The following is a 12414-nucleotide window of genomic DNA, read 5'->3' as shown; positions in this document are numbered from 1 at the left end:
GCCCATCCACCTACTCGACACCGACAGTCAGCAGGGCGTCGCGCTGCCCGCCCGGGTAGGCGGCCAGTTCCACCTCCGGGTGGGCGACGCGCAGGTGATCTTCCAGCACCCGCTCGACCCCGTCCGGGGCGGCCCGCCCCAACAGCACGGTGACCAGCTCGCCACCGCTGGCGAGCATCCGGTCGACCAGCCGGCACGCCAGCGCGCCCACGTCGGCCGGGTCGGGCTCGACCAGCACGACCTCGCCGTCCACCATGCCCAGCAGGTCGCCGGGGCGGCACCGGCCGACCCAGGTGATCGCCTCCCGGTCGGACACCGCGACCTCGCCGCGGCGGGTGGCCGCCGCCGCCTCGGCCATCGCGACCACGTCGTCGCCGGCGCGGCGGGTCGGCGAGTGCACGGCCAGCGCCGCCAGCGCCTGCACCGGGGAGAACGTGGGCACGACCACGACGTCCTGACCCGCGGCGACGGCTTGCGTGACGGCCTCGTCCAGCGGTTCGCGCCAGGTCGGGTCGCCGGGCAGCACGGTCACCTGCCGCGCCCGCGTGCTCACCACCACGGCCAGCAGGTCCGCGGCCGTCACCCCGTCGCCGGGCTCGAACACCACCGCGCCCTCGGACCGGAACAGCTCGGCCGCGCCCTCGCCCTCGACCAGCACGACGATCGCCCGGTCGCGCACGAACCGGGGCGCCTGGGCGGCGATCTGGTCGGCGAAGCGCGTCACCGTGATCCGGTGCGGCCGGCCGGCCCGGATGCCCGCCTCCACGGCCGCGCCGATGTCGTTGCAGTGCACGTGCACGGTCCACAGCCCGGCGCCGTCGCCGACCACGGACACGCAGTCGCCGACGGCCGTCAGCTCGCCCTTCAACGCTTCCACGGCCGGCGAGCCGTCCAGCAGGTACATGACCTCGTACTCGAACTCGGCCGACCCGGCCTCCCGCGCGGTGGTCAGCGGCTCGCGCGGCACCGTGGCGACGACCGGCGCGTCCTCGACCTCGCGCCCGGTGACCACCGCCGCCAACGTGTCCAGCAGCACCACCAGCCCGCGCCCGCCCGCGTCCACCACACCGGCCCGCGCCAGCACGGCCAGCTGGCGCGGTGTCTCGGCCAGCGCCTCCGCGCCCGCCTTCGCCGCGACCGTGATCACCTCGTCCAGGTCGTCGGACGCGCTGTCGCGAGCCGCCTCGGCCGCCGCGCGCAGCACGGACAGCACCGTGCCCGCCACCGGCTCCGAGACGGCCGCGGTGGCCAGTTCGTCGGCACGCCACAACGCCCGCCGCAACGACGCGCCGGACGCCGTGGAGGCCCCTTGGACGGCCTCCGCCAGGCCGCGCAGCACCTGCGACAGGATCACCCCGGAGTTGCCCCGCGCACCGGCCAGCGCGCCTCGCGCGAGCGCGCCCAACGCCGCGCCCACCGTGTCGACGGGTGTCCTGAGCAGCGCGTCCAACGCCGAGCGCATCGTCTGGAGCAGGTTGGTCCCGGTGTCGCCGTCCGGCACGGGGAACACGTTGCTGCGATCGATGTCCTCCCGGTTGGCGTCCAGGGACCGAACACAGGCGTCCGCCCACTGGCGCACCGCGACCGCATCGAGTGCCTGCATGCCGGCGAGGGTATTCGACCCGGTTTGGTGGCAGAACGCGCCACCGGCTACCCTGACGGGGTTGCCATGCCCGGCTGAGGCTTGTGCACGCTTGCGCGCCCGCCGGGGCGTGAGTACCGATCAGGAACCTTAAGGAGTGGCTGACGTGGCTGCCGTGTGCGACGTCTGTGGCAAGGGGCCGGGCTTCGGCCATTCTGTCTCGCACTCCCACCGGAAGACGAACCGCCGGTGGAACCCGAACATTCAGACCGTGCGCGCGAAGGTTTCCTCTTCGACGCGGCAGCGGCTGAACGTGTGCACCTCGTGCCTGAAGGCGGGCAAGGTGGTGCGCGGCTGATGACCCGCGCCTGAGCTCGTCGAAAGGCCCCCGGAACGCGGTTCCGGGGGCCTTTCGGCGTTCTGGGTGTTCTTCAGTCGCTCAGGGCAGCTTCCAGTCGATCGGTTCGGCGCCCTGCTTCACCAGCAGCTCGTTGACCTTGCTGAACGGCCGCGAGCCGAAGAAGCCGCCGGCCGCGGACAGCGGGCTCGGGTGGACCGACTCCACGCAGCGGTCGGCGCCCAGCAGCGGCTTGAGGGCCCGCGCCTGGCTGCCCCACAGGATCGCGACCAGCGGCGCGTCCCGCTCGGCCAGCGCCTTGATCGCCTGCTCGGTCACCGGCTCCCAGCCCTTGTTGCGGTGGGAGTTCGACTTGCCCGGCTGCACCGTCAACGCCCGGTTGAGCAGCAGCACGCCGCGCTCGGTCCACGGCGTCAGGTCGCCGTTGGAGGGCTTGGGGTGACCCAGGTCGGCCACGTACTCGGTGTAGATGTTGACCAGGCTCTTCGGGATGGGCCGGGTCTCCGGCGACACCGAGAAGCTCAGCCCGACCGCGTGCCCCGGCGTCGGGTACGGGTCCTGGCCGACGATCAGCACCCGCACGGAGTGGAACGGCTGCTGGAACGCCCGCAGCACGTTCTCCCCGGCGGGCAGGTAGGTCCGCCCGGCGGCCACCTCCGCCCGCAGGAACTCGCCCATCGCGGCGATGCGATCGGCCACGGGCGCGAGTGCCGCGGCCCAGCCGGCTTCCATGATCTCTTCAAGCGGACGTGCCACGGCGGGACCTTATCTCAGTCCAGGCGGCGCAGTCCCTTGCGGTACAGCAAGATGTTGTCCACGTACTTGTCCACGGCGAACTGCCACGCGCCGTCCGGCACGACGTACCCCTCGCGCACGCGGGCGGGCACGCCGAGCGCCATCGACCGGGCGGGCACGTGGCCCTCGAACGACACCACCGCGCCCGCGCCGACGATCGCGCCGGTCTCCACCACGGCGCCGTTGAGCACCACCGAGCCCGAGGCGATCAGGCAGCGGTCGGCGATGGTCGCGCCCTCGATGTGCACGTTGTGCCCGACCACGCACTCCGCGCCGATCAGCGTCGGGTGGACCTCCGTGCAGTGCACGACCGTGCCGTCCTGGATCGACGTCCGCTCGCCGACCTCGATGCGCCCGTAGTCGCCGCGCAGCACGGCCTGCGGCCACACCGAGGCGTGCGCGCCGATCCGCACGTCGCCGATGACCGTCGCGTCGGGGTGCACGTAGGCGTCCGGGTGGATCACCGGCTCGAAGTCGCCCAACGCGTAGATCGCCATCGCGGTCCCTCCCGGCCCGTCAGAGATCCTTCGCGAAGCAAAGGCTTTCCGGATGATGCCGGTAGACGCCGAAGTTGTCGATGCGCGCGTATCCATTGGCCCGGTAGAGGCCGATGGCCTCCGGTTGGCGCAGCCCGGTCTCCAGCACCATCCGCCGGCGACCGGCCGCGCGCGCCGCCGTTTCCAGCGACGCCAGCACGACCCGCGCGAGACCGCGGCCGCGCACGGCCTCCACCACGTACATGCGCTTGATCTCGGCGTCGCCGGGGCGCAGGGAGTGCTCGGCCACGTCGTGTGCGCGCCACCCGCCGCACGCCACCGGCACGCCGTCGAGGTAGCCGACCACGAAGTGCCCCGACGGCGCGGCGAACTCCGCCGGGTCGACCGGGGTGACGTCGCCCTCGCCGTAGCGGTCCACGTAGACCTGCTGGAGGTCGGCGATCAACTTCACCGAGTCTGGATGGTCATACGCGAGCGTGCATAGTTCCACATACCTGAGGCTACCTACCGCCAGTGCTCCCAGCCAGGGGGTTTCTCGTACGCGCGCCCGTCGACCGTCACACCGCTGCCGTGCCGGACCGTGCCGATCGTGCGCCAGCCCTCGGGCACGGCCCCCGGCTCGGGGAACGTCGCCGCCAGGGCGTGATCCTCGCCACCGGTCAGCGCCCAGTGCCGGGCGTCCGCGCCGAGCGCCGCCGCGACGTCGATCAGCCGCGGGTGGACCTCCAGCAGCTCCGTGCGGATGTCGATGCCGATGCCCGACTCGTCCGCGATGTGCCCCAGGTCGGCCAGCAGGCCGTCCGACACGTCGATCATCGCCGTCGCGCCCGCCGCGGCCGCCTGGGGCCCGGCCTCGTAAGGGGGTTCGGGGTTCCGCTGCGCGCCGACGACCGCGACCGGCGACCGGAACCCGCGCTGCAGCACGGCCAACCCGCCCGCCGCCCAGCCGAGCCGCCCGCACACCGCGACGACGTCACCCACCTGCGCGCCCGACCGGGTGACGGGCTCGAAGCCGCCCATGTCACCCATCGCGGTAACGGAGATCACCAGTGTCGCGGACGACACCATGTCGCCGCCCACCACGCCCGCGCCCGCCACGGTCGCCTCCTGCCACAGGCCGGCGGTGATCCCCTCCACCACGGCCGACGGCGTGTCGGCGGGGCACGCGAGGCCGATCAGCAGGGCCGTGGGCATCGCGCCCATGGCCACCACGTCGGCCAGGTTCACGGCCGCCGCCTTGCGCCCCACCTGCTCGGGAGACGACCAGTCGAGTCTGAAGTGGACGCCTTCGACCAGCACGTCGGTGGACACCACCACACGACCGTCGGGCGCCGCGACCACAGCCGCGTCGTCACCCGGCCCGAGCAGGGTGGTGGGCGGCTGCGTCCGACCTGCCGTCACCCGGCGGATGAGACCGAACTCACCCACCTCAGCGACCGTGTCCGCGTTGCGCGGCGGCTCCGGACGCAAGATTGCCTCCCGTTCTGAGCATTCGGAACCCCAACTGGGGTACGTTGCTGTGCACGTTCCTACCCCGACCTAACCTGTCGCGACGAAGGGGCACGCCGTGGTGCACGCATACATCCTCATCCAGACCGAGGTCGGGAAGGCAGCCGCCGTTGCGGCGGAGATCTCCGGCATCCCCGGTGTGGCCACCGCGGAAGACGTCACCGGCCCGTACGACGTCATCGTCCGCGCCGAGGCCGACACCGTCGACCAGCTGGGGCAGCTCGTGGTCGCCCGCATCCAGAACGTGGAGGGCATCACGCGAACGCTGACCTGCCCGGTGGTCCACCTCTAGGCCCGTGCTGTCATAGCCGGGTGGCCCAGGAACCGGAACCCGCCTCGCTGCTCCCCCGTCCGCTGCTCGTCGTCGCCCTCGGGCTGACGGCGCTGCTCGTGGTGGGAGTGGCGGCGGCGGGTCTCGTCCTCGGCGGCCGCGACGACGCGGCGGACCCGTCCGCCGTGCGCACCGGGCCCGTGGCGCTCGTGCCGGTGCCCGCGCCGAAGGCCGGGTCGGCCGAGTGCGCGGCGCTGCTGGGCGCGCTGCCCGCGCAGCTCCTGTCCGGTGGCGTCACCCTGCCCCGCCGCGAGCTGGCCGCCCCCGCGCCGGCCGGCGCCCTCGCGTGGGGTGACGAGCGGCACGAGCCCGTCGTGCTGCGGTGCGGGCTGGACCGTCCCGGCGACCTCACCCCGACCTCCCAGCTGCGGATCATCTCGGACGTGCAGTGGCTGGAGGTGTCCGACGGCGGTTCGGCCACCTGGTACGTGGTGGACCGGCCGGTGTACGTGGCGCTCACCGTGCCGTCCGACGCGGGCACGGGGCCCCTGCAGGACGTCTCGACCACGATCCGAGACACCCTCGCCAAGGGCCCCGTGGACACCAAGGGCTGACTAGCGCAGGCCCGTGCCGCGGGCGATCGCCGTCTCCACCAACGTGGTCAGCAGCGCCGGGTAGTCGACGCCCGTCTCGGCCCACATCCGCGGGTACATCGAGATCGGCGTGAAGCCGGGCATGGTGTTGACCTCGTTGACCACGAGCTCGTCGTAGTCGGTGACGAAGAAGTCGACCCGGGCCAGGCCCTGGCAGTCCAGCGCGCGGAACGCGGCGACGGCCATCTCGCGCAGGTCGCGGGTGACGTGCTCGTCGAGCTTGGCGGGGATGTCGAACTCGCACACGTCGTCGAGGTACTTGGCGTCGAAGTCGTACCAGTCGACCTCGCCGCCCACGATGCGCAGCTCGGCGGGCAGCGACGCCTCGACGCGGCCGTCCGGGAACTCCAGCACGCCGCACTCGACCTCGCGGCCGGAGACGGCGGCCTCGATGATCACCTTCGGGTCGGTCTTGCGCGCCAGCGCGATCGCGCTGTCCAGGTGGGCCCAGTCGACGACCTTCGAGATGCCGACGGACGACCCGGCGCGCGCGGGCTTGACGAAGACCGGCAGGCCCAGCCGCTCGCGGTCGGCCTCGGTCAGCGTCTCCTGCTCGCGCCGCAGCACCGCGAACTCGCCCACGGGCAGGCCCGCGCCCTTGAGCAGGCGCTTGGTGAACTCCTTGTCCATGGCGACCGCGCTGGCCAGCACACCCGGTCCCACGTACGGGATGTCGGCCAGCTCCAGCAGGCCCTGGATGGTGCCGTCCTCGCCCCACGCGCCGTGCAGCACGGGGAACACGACCTCCACGTCGGCCAGCACCTCGGTGGGCGCCACCGGCACCAGTTCGCTGCCGGACACGGGGACCAGCGCGTTGACGGTGGGCAGCTGCCGGTCCCGCACCTCGAGCGCCTTGGTGTCGTCGGCGCCGATCACCCACGCGCCCGTTTCGGTGATGCCGACGGGCACGACGTCGAACCTGTCCCGGTCCAGGTGCGGCAGGACACTGCCGGCGGACAGGCAGGAGACCATGTGCTCGCTGCTGCGCCCGCCGAACACCACGGCGACCTTGGTCTTGCGCTGTGTCATGGCTCGGACCCTACCCGGATGGCGTAACCACCCACTGGCACCGCGCACCTGAGCGCACAACTCACCCGTCGCGAACGCACGACTCCCGCGAGAGTCCGACGTTCGCGACGCGAGAGTCCAACGTCCAGCCGCCCTGAGTTCAACGCTCGCGACGGGCCGGCGTGGTGGCGAGGATGCCGATCAGGGTGGGGATGGCGGCGGTCAGCTGCTCCCGCGAGCAGGCGCTGTAGCCGATCGCCGCGCCGTGCACCTTCGGCCGGCCCGCGTGGTGGCGGCCCAGGCCGTCCAGCCGCAGGCCGCGGTCGTGCGCCTCGGCCAGCACGTCGCGCTCCGCCTGCGCCGACGGCAGCGGCACGACGATGTGCGCGCCCGCGTCGTCGCCGAGCACGGGGATCCCGGCCTCGGCGAACGCCGCCGACAGCAGCGCGCGGCGCTCGGACAGCTCACGGCGGAGCTTGCGCAGGTGCCGGCCCAGGTCGCCGTTGCGCGCCAGCTCGACCAGGACCCGCTGCCCCGCCGCGGACGGGCTGGTGCCGGTCCGGTCCCGGTGCGCCATCACCTCGGCGGCGATCGGCTCGGGCGCGACCATCCACCCCGCGCCCAGCGTCGGCGTGAGGATCTTGCTCGTCGTGCCCAGGTGGACCACCACGTCCGGCGCCAGCGCGGCCAGCAACGGCAACGGCGCGACGTCGTAGCGCAGCTCGCCGTCGTAGTCGTCCTCGACGACCAGCCACCCCTCCGCCCGCGCCCGCTCCACCAGCGCCACCCGCCGCGCCGCCGACATCCGCCCGCCCATCGGGTACTGGTGCGCCGGCGAGCAGTACACGCCGCGCACCCCCGGCGGCACGGCCTCCACCAACAGCCCCTCGGCGTCCACGGGCGCCTGCACGACCTTCACCCCGGCCGACCGCAACGCCCACACCGCCCGCTGGTAGCCCGGCTCCTCCACCGCCACCGCGTCACCCGGCCGCAGCACGGCCGACCCCAGCTCCACCAACGCCGCCGTGGTCCCGCCGGTCGCCAGCACCAACTCCTCCCGCAACCCGCCGCGCACCGCCAACCCCCGGTGCCGCAGCAGGTGCTCCGCCACCACCGCCCGGTACTCGGGCAACCCGCCCCGCGCCGGCCGGAACAACGGCTGCACGTCCGCCGCCGCGCGCCAGGCCCGCCGCCAGGCCGCCCGGTCCAACCCCTCCGCCCACGGCGCGCCGGGCGCGAGGTCCACGACGTCCACCGGCGCGGCGGGCGCCGCCACCCGCCGGGCCCGCGACTTCAACGCGCCCGGCGGCGTGGTCGTCACGTAGGTGCCCGACCCGTGCCGCCCCGCGATCCAGCCCTCGGCGTGCAGCTGCTCGTATGCTGCCGCGGTCACGGTCCGGCTCACGCCGAGCCGCTCGGCCAGCGCCCGGGTCGAGGGCAACCGGTCACCGCTGCGCAGCCGCCCGTCGCCCGCCGCCGTGCGCAGGGCGTCCGCGAGCTGCACGGCCAGCGGTTCGGCCGACTCGCGGTCCAGCACCACCGCCAACGCCGTCTCCGCCACAGTGGCCTCCTCAAAACGCCAAGAATTGGCACTTGAAGAAGGCCACTTTACCGGACAAGCTCGTCGCATGACGTTGTCACCGACGGACCGCAGCACCATCAAGCGCGGGCGCAACCGCGCCGTCACCGAACGCGAGGCGCTGCACGCGGTCCTCGACGCCGCTCTCGTCTGCCACCTGGCCGTCGTCGTGGACGACGCGCCGCTCGTGCTGCCCACCGGCTACGGCCGCGACGGCGACACCCTCTACCTGCACGGCTCGACCGGCGCGCGCAGCCTCCGCGAAGCCGGGACCGGCGTGCCCGTGTGCGTCGCCGTGACGATCCTCGACGGCGTCGTCTACGCCCGCTCGGTGTTCGACCACTCGATGAACTACCGCGCCGCCGTCGTGCACGGCACCGCCGTCCCCGTCACCGACCCGGACGCCAAGCTGCACGCCCTGCGCGTGCTCACCGAGCACATCGCCCCCGGCTCGTGGGACTACGCCCGCCCGCCGACGCCGAAGGAGCTGGCCGCGACCGCCGTGCTGTCGCTCGACCTGGCCGAGGCGTCGGTCAAGATCCGCAGCGGCCCGCCCGGCGACGAGGACGAGGACGTCGCCGCCAACGCGAAGTGGGCGGGTGTGCTGCCGCTGCGCACCGCGTGGGGCGAACCCGAGCCGGACCCGGCGCTGGTCGGCGACTGGGACGTCCCGCCGCACGTCACCGCGCGGAGGTAGCCCCGGCGAGCGGGTCGAACCGGACCGGCCGGATGGTGCGCCCGCCGTCGCGGAACACGTGGATCGTCACGGCGGGGTCGGTGCCGTCGTTGCGCACCTGGTGCGCGTAGCCGGGCCCGAAGACCCGCGACTGGCCCGCCACCAGGTGGTGCAGCACCTGGGTCGGGCCCGGCGTGACGACCTCCGTCAGCGAGCCGCTGACCACGGTGAACGCGCCACTGGTGACGCCGTGGTCGTGCAGCTCGGCGCGTTGGCCGGGCAGCCAGCTCATCAGCCACACCTCCTGCTCGTCGGTGCGGTCGACCAGCGCGGCGAAGCGGGTCTCGGGGTCGTAGCGCAGCAGGTGGGCCCAGCGCTCCCGCCGTGCCGCCGTGTCGAGCGCGATCCGCACCGGGTGCAGGGCGGCGTGCGACTGGGGCAGGGCGATGGTGTTCTCCGGAACGGCGAACATGGTTCCTTCTCGGTGCTCGGTGATGTGGCGAGCCTCACGGGCTCGCGGGACGCGAGACGATCACCGGGAAGGACAGAGCGCGCTGGCGACCAGGCGCAGGTCGATGTGACCCCGCCCGTCGGTCATGGCGCGAAAAGACATGGTGACGAGGGTGGCAGCCGACCCGCCACCGCGCAACCACGTCCCACGAACTGGACCCGTCAGAGTGACCGGAGCACGTCCTCGACGAGGTCGGCGGTGTCCTCGCAGCCCGCGGACAGCCGCACCAGGCCCTCGGGCACCGGGTCGCCCCACTGCGCCCGCCGGTCCAGGCTCGTGTGCAGGCCGCCGAAGCTCGTGCTCGCGTACACCAGCCGCGACCGCTCCAGGAAGGACGCCACCGCGCCCTCGTCCGCCAGCACGAACGTCAGCACCCCGCCGAACCGCCGCATCTGCCGCGACGCCACCTCGTGCGCCGGGTCCCCCGGCGCGCCCGGCCACCGCAGCCCGCTGACCGCCGGGTGGTCCTTCAAGACCTCGTGCAGCGCCGCCGCGTTCTCCGCCTGCCTGCCCAACCTCAGGTCGAGCGTGCCGAGACCCCGGTGCGCCAGCCACGCCTCGAACGGCCCGGGGATCGCGCCGCCGGTCGTCCGCGCCGCCCGCACCCGTTCCGCCAGGTCCGGGTCCGAGGTGGACACGTGGCCCAGCAGCACGTCGCTGTGCCCCGCGACGGCCTTCGTGTCGCTGCTCACCACCGCGTCCGCGCCCAGCAGCAGCGGCTGCTGCCCCAACGGCGTCGCGGTGGTGTTGTCCACCGCCACCAGCGTGCCCGCCGCGTGCGCGGCGGCCACCAACGCGCTGATGTCGCACACGTCCAGCCCGGGGTTCGACGGCGACTCCAGCAGCACCAGCCGCACGCCCTCGAACGACGGGTACGGCCCGGCCGTCGGCGCCTCGACCACCTCCACCGGCATGTCGGCGACCAGCGTGCGCGTCAGGTAGTAGCCGTCGCTCGGCACCACCACGACGTCACCGGGCGCGAGCACGACCCGCAGGAACGTCGAGATCGCCGCCATCCCGGACGGGAACAGCACGGTCGTGCCGCCGTCCAGCTCGCCCAGCGCCACCTCCAACGCCCGCCACGTCGGGTTGTGCACCCGCCCGTAGGTGTCGGCGCCGCCCAGGTGGTACGCGGACGCGAACACCGGCCCGGCCAGGAACGGCTCGCCCCGCACCGCCGGCGTCGAGTGCACCACGCGGGTGCCGTCGCCCCAGGTCATTGCCGTTCCGCCTTCCGCTCGCGCCCGAGCAGCGCCGTCGTCAGCACGCGCGGGTCCAGTCCTTCGTGGCACACCTGGTGCACGCCGTCGGTGATCGGCATGTCCACGCCCACCCGCGCGGCCAGCTCGCGGATCGACGAGCACGACTTCACGCCCTCGGCGACCTGCCCGTGCGCGGCCTCCTGCGCCTGCGCCGGCGAGTCGCCGAGACCCAGCCGCTCGCCGAACGACCGGTTGCGCGACAGCGGCGAGGCGCACGTGGCCACCAGGTCGCCCAGCCCGGCCAACCCGGCGAACGTCAACGGGTCCGCGCCCAGCGCCGCGCCCAACCGCGCCGTCTCGGCGAGACCGCGGGTGATGATCGAGGCCATCGTGTTGTCCCCGAACCCCATGCCCGCCGCCATGCCGCACGCCAGCGCGATCACGTTCTTGCACGCGCCACCGAGCTCGCAGCCCACCACGTCGACGTTCGTGTACGGCCGGAAGTAGGAGTTCGAGCACGCGTGCTGCAACTCCACCGCGCGGTCGTGGTCGGTGCAGGCGATGACCGTCGCGGTGGGCTGCTCGGCCGCGATCTCCTTGGCCAGGTTGGGTCCCGACACCACCGCGACCTGGTCCTCCGGCACGCCGGCGACCTCGCGGACCACCTCGCTCATCCGCTTCAGCGTGCCCAGCTCGACCCCCTTGGCCAGGCTGACCAGCGTCGCGCCCGCCGGCAGCCACGGCCGCCAGCCGCTCAGGTTCTCCCGCAACGTCTGGCTCGGCACCGCCAGCACCACGGCCCCCGCCCCGGCCAACGCCTTGCGCGCGTCCGACGTGGCGGTCAGGTTCGGGGGCAGCGCCACACCCGGCAGGTAGTCGTCGTTGACGCGGCCCGCCGTGATGGCGTCGGCCACGTCGGAGCGCCGCGCCCACAGCACCACGTCCGTGCCGGAGTCCGCGAGCACCTTCGCGAAGGCGGTGCCCCACGACCCGGCGCCCAGCACCGCGACCCGGTCCACGTCAGGCCTTCTTGGTGTAGAAGCCGTCGGGCGCCTGCTCCTCGCGGATCTCCGCGAGCAGGCCCTTCACGTCGTTCATCAGCACGTCGGTCACCTCGCGCAGCAGCGCCAGGTTCTGCGGCCTGCTGCGGTAGGCGTCCAGGTCGGCGGGCGGGCCCACCTTCGTCACCACGGTCTTGCGGGGGAACGGCCGGAACTTCTTCCGGTAGTGGTCGTAGACCTCGCGCGTGCCCCACCGCGCCGCGGGCAGCACCGGCACGTCGTGCTCCAGCGCGAGCCGCGCGACCCCGGTGCGCGAGGCCATCGGCCAGCCGTCCGGGTCGCGCGTGATCGTGCCCTCCGGGTAGATGATCACGACGAGGCCCTGTTCCAGGGCCTCGTGGGCGGCGCGCAGGCTCTGCTGCGCGTCGGCCGTGCCCCGGTACACCGGGATCTGCCGGGCGCCCCTGACCACCGTGCCGACGAACGGGACGTTCCACAGGCTGTGCTTGGCGAGGAAGTGCGGCACGCGGCCTTGCCTGTGCGTGAAGACGGCGTCGTAGACGGGGTCCAGGTGCGACACGTGGTTCATCACGATGAGCGCCCCGCCCGTCCTGGGCACCCTCTCCGCGCCTTCGTCGCGCCGCCGCGCCATCACCGCGGTGGCGGGGTAGAAGACCGCCGCGGCGAGCCCGACCCAGAAGCCGCCCTTCTCCTTGGCCACGTGCACTCCCTCTTCGTCGTGGACCTGGAGTCTTCCCCACGTCGCCAGGGG

The 12414-nt window shown here is 73.6% G+C and carries 15 protein-coding genes; 4 read left to right on the top strand and 11 right to left on the bottom strand.

Features of this window, described 5'->3' with window-relative positions; genetic code table 11:
* Positions 1-10: 10 nt before the first annotated feature.
* Positions 11-1603: a DAK2 domain-containing protein gene (locus EDD40_RS30005; protein ID WP_123745906.1), complete on the bottom strand. Its 1593-nt coding sequence runs from the start codon at positions 1601-1603 to the stop codon at positions 11-13.
* Between the two features lie 145 nt (positions 1604-1748).
* On the opposite strand from EDD40_RS30005, the gene rpmB reads away from it, so the two are divergent.
* Positions 1749-1940: a 50S ribosomal protein L28 gene (rpmB, locus tag EDD40_RS30000; protein ID WP_033437952.1), complete on the top strand. Its 192-nt coding sequence runs from the start codon at positions 1749-1751 to the stop codon at positions 1938-1940.
* 81 nt (positions 1941-2021) lie between these two features.
* Here rpmB and EDD40_RS29995 read toward each other — a convergent pair whose 3' ends face one another.
* The 4 genes from EDD40_RS29995 to EDD40_RS29980 are packed head-to-tail and all read right to left on the bottom strand — an operon-like array spanning position 2022 to position 4702.
* Positions 2022-2696: a uracil-DNA glycosylase gene (locus tag EDD40_RS29995; protein ID WP_123745905.1), complete on the bottom strand. Its 675-nt coding sequence runs from the start codon at positions 2694-2696 to the stop codon at positions 2022-2024.
* A gap of 14 nt (positions 2697-2710) precedes the next feature.
* Positions 2711-3232, bottom strand: a complete 522-nt coding sequence (locus EDD40_RS29990; RefSeq protein WP_123745904.1) for a gamma carbonic anhydrase family protein — start codon at positions 3230-3232, stop codon at positions 2711-2713.
* 19 nt (positions 3233-3251) lie between these two features.
* A complete protein-coding gene (locus EDD40_RS29985) occupies positions 3252-3722 on the bottom strand; it encodes a GNAT family N-acetyltransferase (RefSeq protein WP_123745903.1) in 471 nt (156 codons plus the stop codon).
* Positions 3723-3736: 14 nt separating this feature from the next.
* Positions 3737-4702, bottom strand: coding sequence for a thiamine-phosphate kinase (locus EDD40_RS29980; RefSeq protein WP_123745902.1), 966 nt, complete (start codon positions 4700-4702; stop codon positions 3737-3739).
* A gap of 97 nt (positions 4703-4799) precedes the next feature.
* On the opposite strand from EDD40_RS29980, the gene EDD40_RS29975 reads away from it, so the two are divergent.
* Together EDD40_RS29975 and EDD40_RS29970 are read left to right on the top strand one after the other, a co-directional pair.
* Positions 4800-5033 carry an Lrp/AsnC family transcriptional regulator gene (locus EDD40_RS29975; protein WP_015104517.1) on the top strand — a complete coding sequence of 78 codons (234 nt, stop codon included), beginning with the start codon at positions 4800-4802 and terminating at the stop codon, positions 5031-5033.
* A gap of 20 nt (positions 5034-5053) precedes the next feature.
* Positions 5054-5626, top strand: a complete 573-nt coding sequence (locus EDD40_RS29970; RefSeq protein WP_123745901.1) for a DUF3515 domain-containing protein — start codon at positions 5054-5056, stop codon at positions 5624-5626.
* Here the strand turns inward: EDD40_RS29970 and EDD40_RS29965 are convergent, their stop codons facing one another.
* Positions 5627-6694 (bottom strand): D-alanine--D-alanine ligase family protein, encoded by a 1068-nt coding sequence (locus EDD40_RS29965; protein ID WP_123745900.1) that lies wholly within the window; start codon positions 6692-6694, stop codon positions 5627-5629. It lies immediately after the preceding gene.
* Between the two features lie 139 nt (positions 6695-6833).
* Positions 6834-8234 (bottom strand): MocR-like pyridoxine biosynthesis transcription factor PdxR, encoded by a 1401-nt coding sequence (gene pdxR / locus EDD40_RS29960; RefSeq protein ID WP_236594467.1) that lies wholly within the window; start codon positions 8232-8234, stop codon positions 6834-6836.
* A gap of 67 nt (positions 8235-8301) precedes the next feature.
* Here pdxR and EDD40_RS29955 point away from each other — a divergent pair, with 67 nt between their 5' ends.
* Positions 8302-8949 (top strand): pyridoxamine 5'-phosphate oxidase family protein, encoded by a 648-nt coding sequence (locus EDD40_RS29955; protein ID WP_123745898.1) that lies wholly within the window; start codon positions 8302-8304, stop codon positions 8947-8949.
* Here EDD40_RS29955 and EDD40_RS29950 read toward each other — a convergent pair.
* The 4 genes from EDD40_RS29950 to EDD40_RS29935 form a co-directional block, all read right to left on the bottom strand.
* Entirely contained in the window at positions 8933-9400 is a 468-nt protein-coding gene (locus tag EDD40_RS29950) for a cysteine dioxygenase (protein ID WP_123745897.1), read from the bottom strand. The two genes, EDD40_RS29955 and EDD40_RS29950, sit on opposite strands and share 17 nt — an antisense overlap.
* 200 nt (positions 9401-9600) lie before the next feature.
* Complete coding sequence (locus EDD40_RS29945; RefSeq protein ID WP_123745896.1) at positions 9601-10659, bottom strand: cystathionine gamma-lyase; 1059 nt, start codon at positions 10657-10659, stop codon at positions 9601-9603.
* On the bottom strand, positions 10656-11660 hold the full coding sequence (locus tag EDD40_RS29940; RefSeq protein ID WP_123745895.1) for an NAD(P)H-dependent glycerol-3-phosphate dehydrogenase: 1005 nt from the start codon (positions 11658-11660) through the stop codon (positions 10656-10658). Before EDD40_RS29940 ends, EDD40_RS29945 begins: the two co-directional genes overlap by 4 nt.
* A gap of 1 nt (position 11661) precedes the next feature.
* The gene (locus tag EDD40_RS29935; RefSeq protein WP_123748379.1) at positions 11662-12363 is read right to left on the bottom strand and encodes a lysophospholipid acyltransferase family protein; all 702 of its coding nucleotides are present in this window, start codon (positions 12361-12363) and stop codon (positions 11662-11664) included.
* Positions 12364-12414 lie beyond the last annotated feature (51 nt).

It is taken from the genome of Saccharothrix texasensis, assembly GCF_003752005.1.
In the GTDB taxonomy this organism is placed as follows: domain Bacteria; phylum Actinomycetota; class Actinomycetes; order Mycobacteriales; family Pseudonocardiaceae; genus Actinosynnema; species Actinosynnema texasense.
Note: the sequence above shows the minus strand (reverse complement) of the source record. Positions and strands in the feature narration are given on the sequence as shown.

Excerpts from the sequence above, each read along its gene's own strand:
- EDD40_RS30005 (WP_123745906.1), bottom strand. The coding sequence starts at position 1,603 with ATGCAGGCACTCGATGCGGTCGCGGTGCGCCAGTGGGCGGACGCCTGT.
- EDD40_RS29990 (WP_123745904.1), bottom strand. The coding sequence starts at position 3,232 with ATGGCGATCTACGCGTTGGGCGACTTCGAGCCGGTGATCCACCCGGAC.
- EDD40_RS29965 (WP_123745900.1), bottom strand. The coding sequence starts at position 6,694 with ATGACACAGCGCAAGACCAAGGTCGCCGTGGTGTTCGGCGGGCGCAGC.
- EDD40_RS29955 (WP_123745898.1), top strand. The coding sequence starts at position 8,302 with ATGACGTTGTCACCGACGGACCGCAGCACCATCAAGCGCGGGCGCAAC.
- EDD40_RS29950 (WP_123745897.1), bottom strand. The coding sequence starts at position 9,400 with ATGTTCGCCGTTCCGGAGAACACCATCGCCCTGCCCCAGTCGCACGCC.
- EDD40_RS29945 (WP_123745896.1), bottom strand. The coding sequence starts at position 10,659 with ATGACCTGGGGCGACGGCACCCGCGTGGTGCACTCGACGCCGGCGGTG.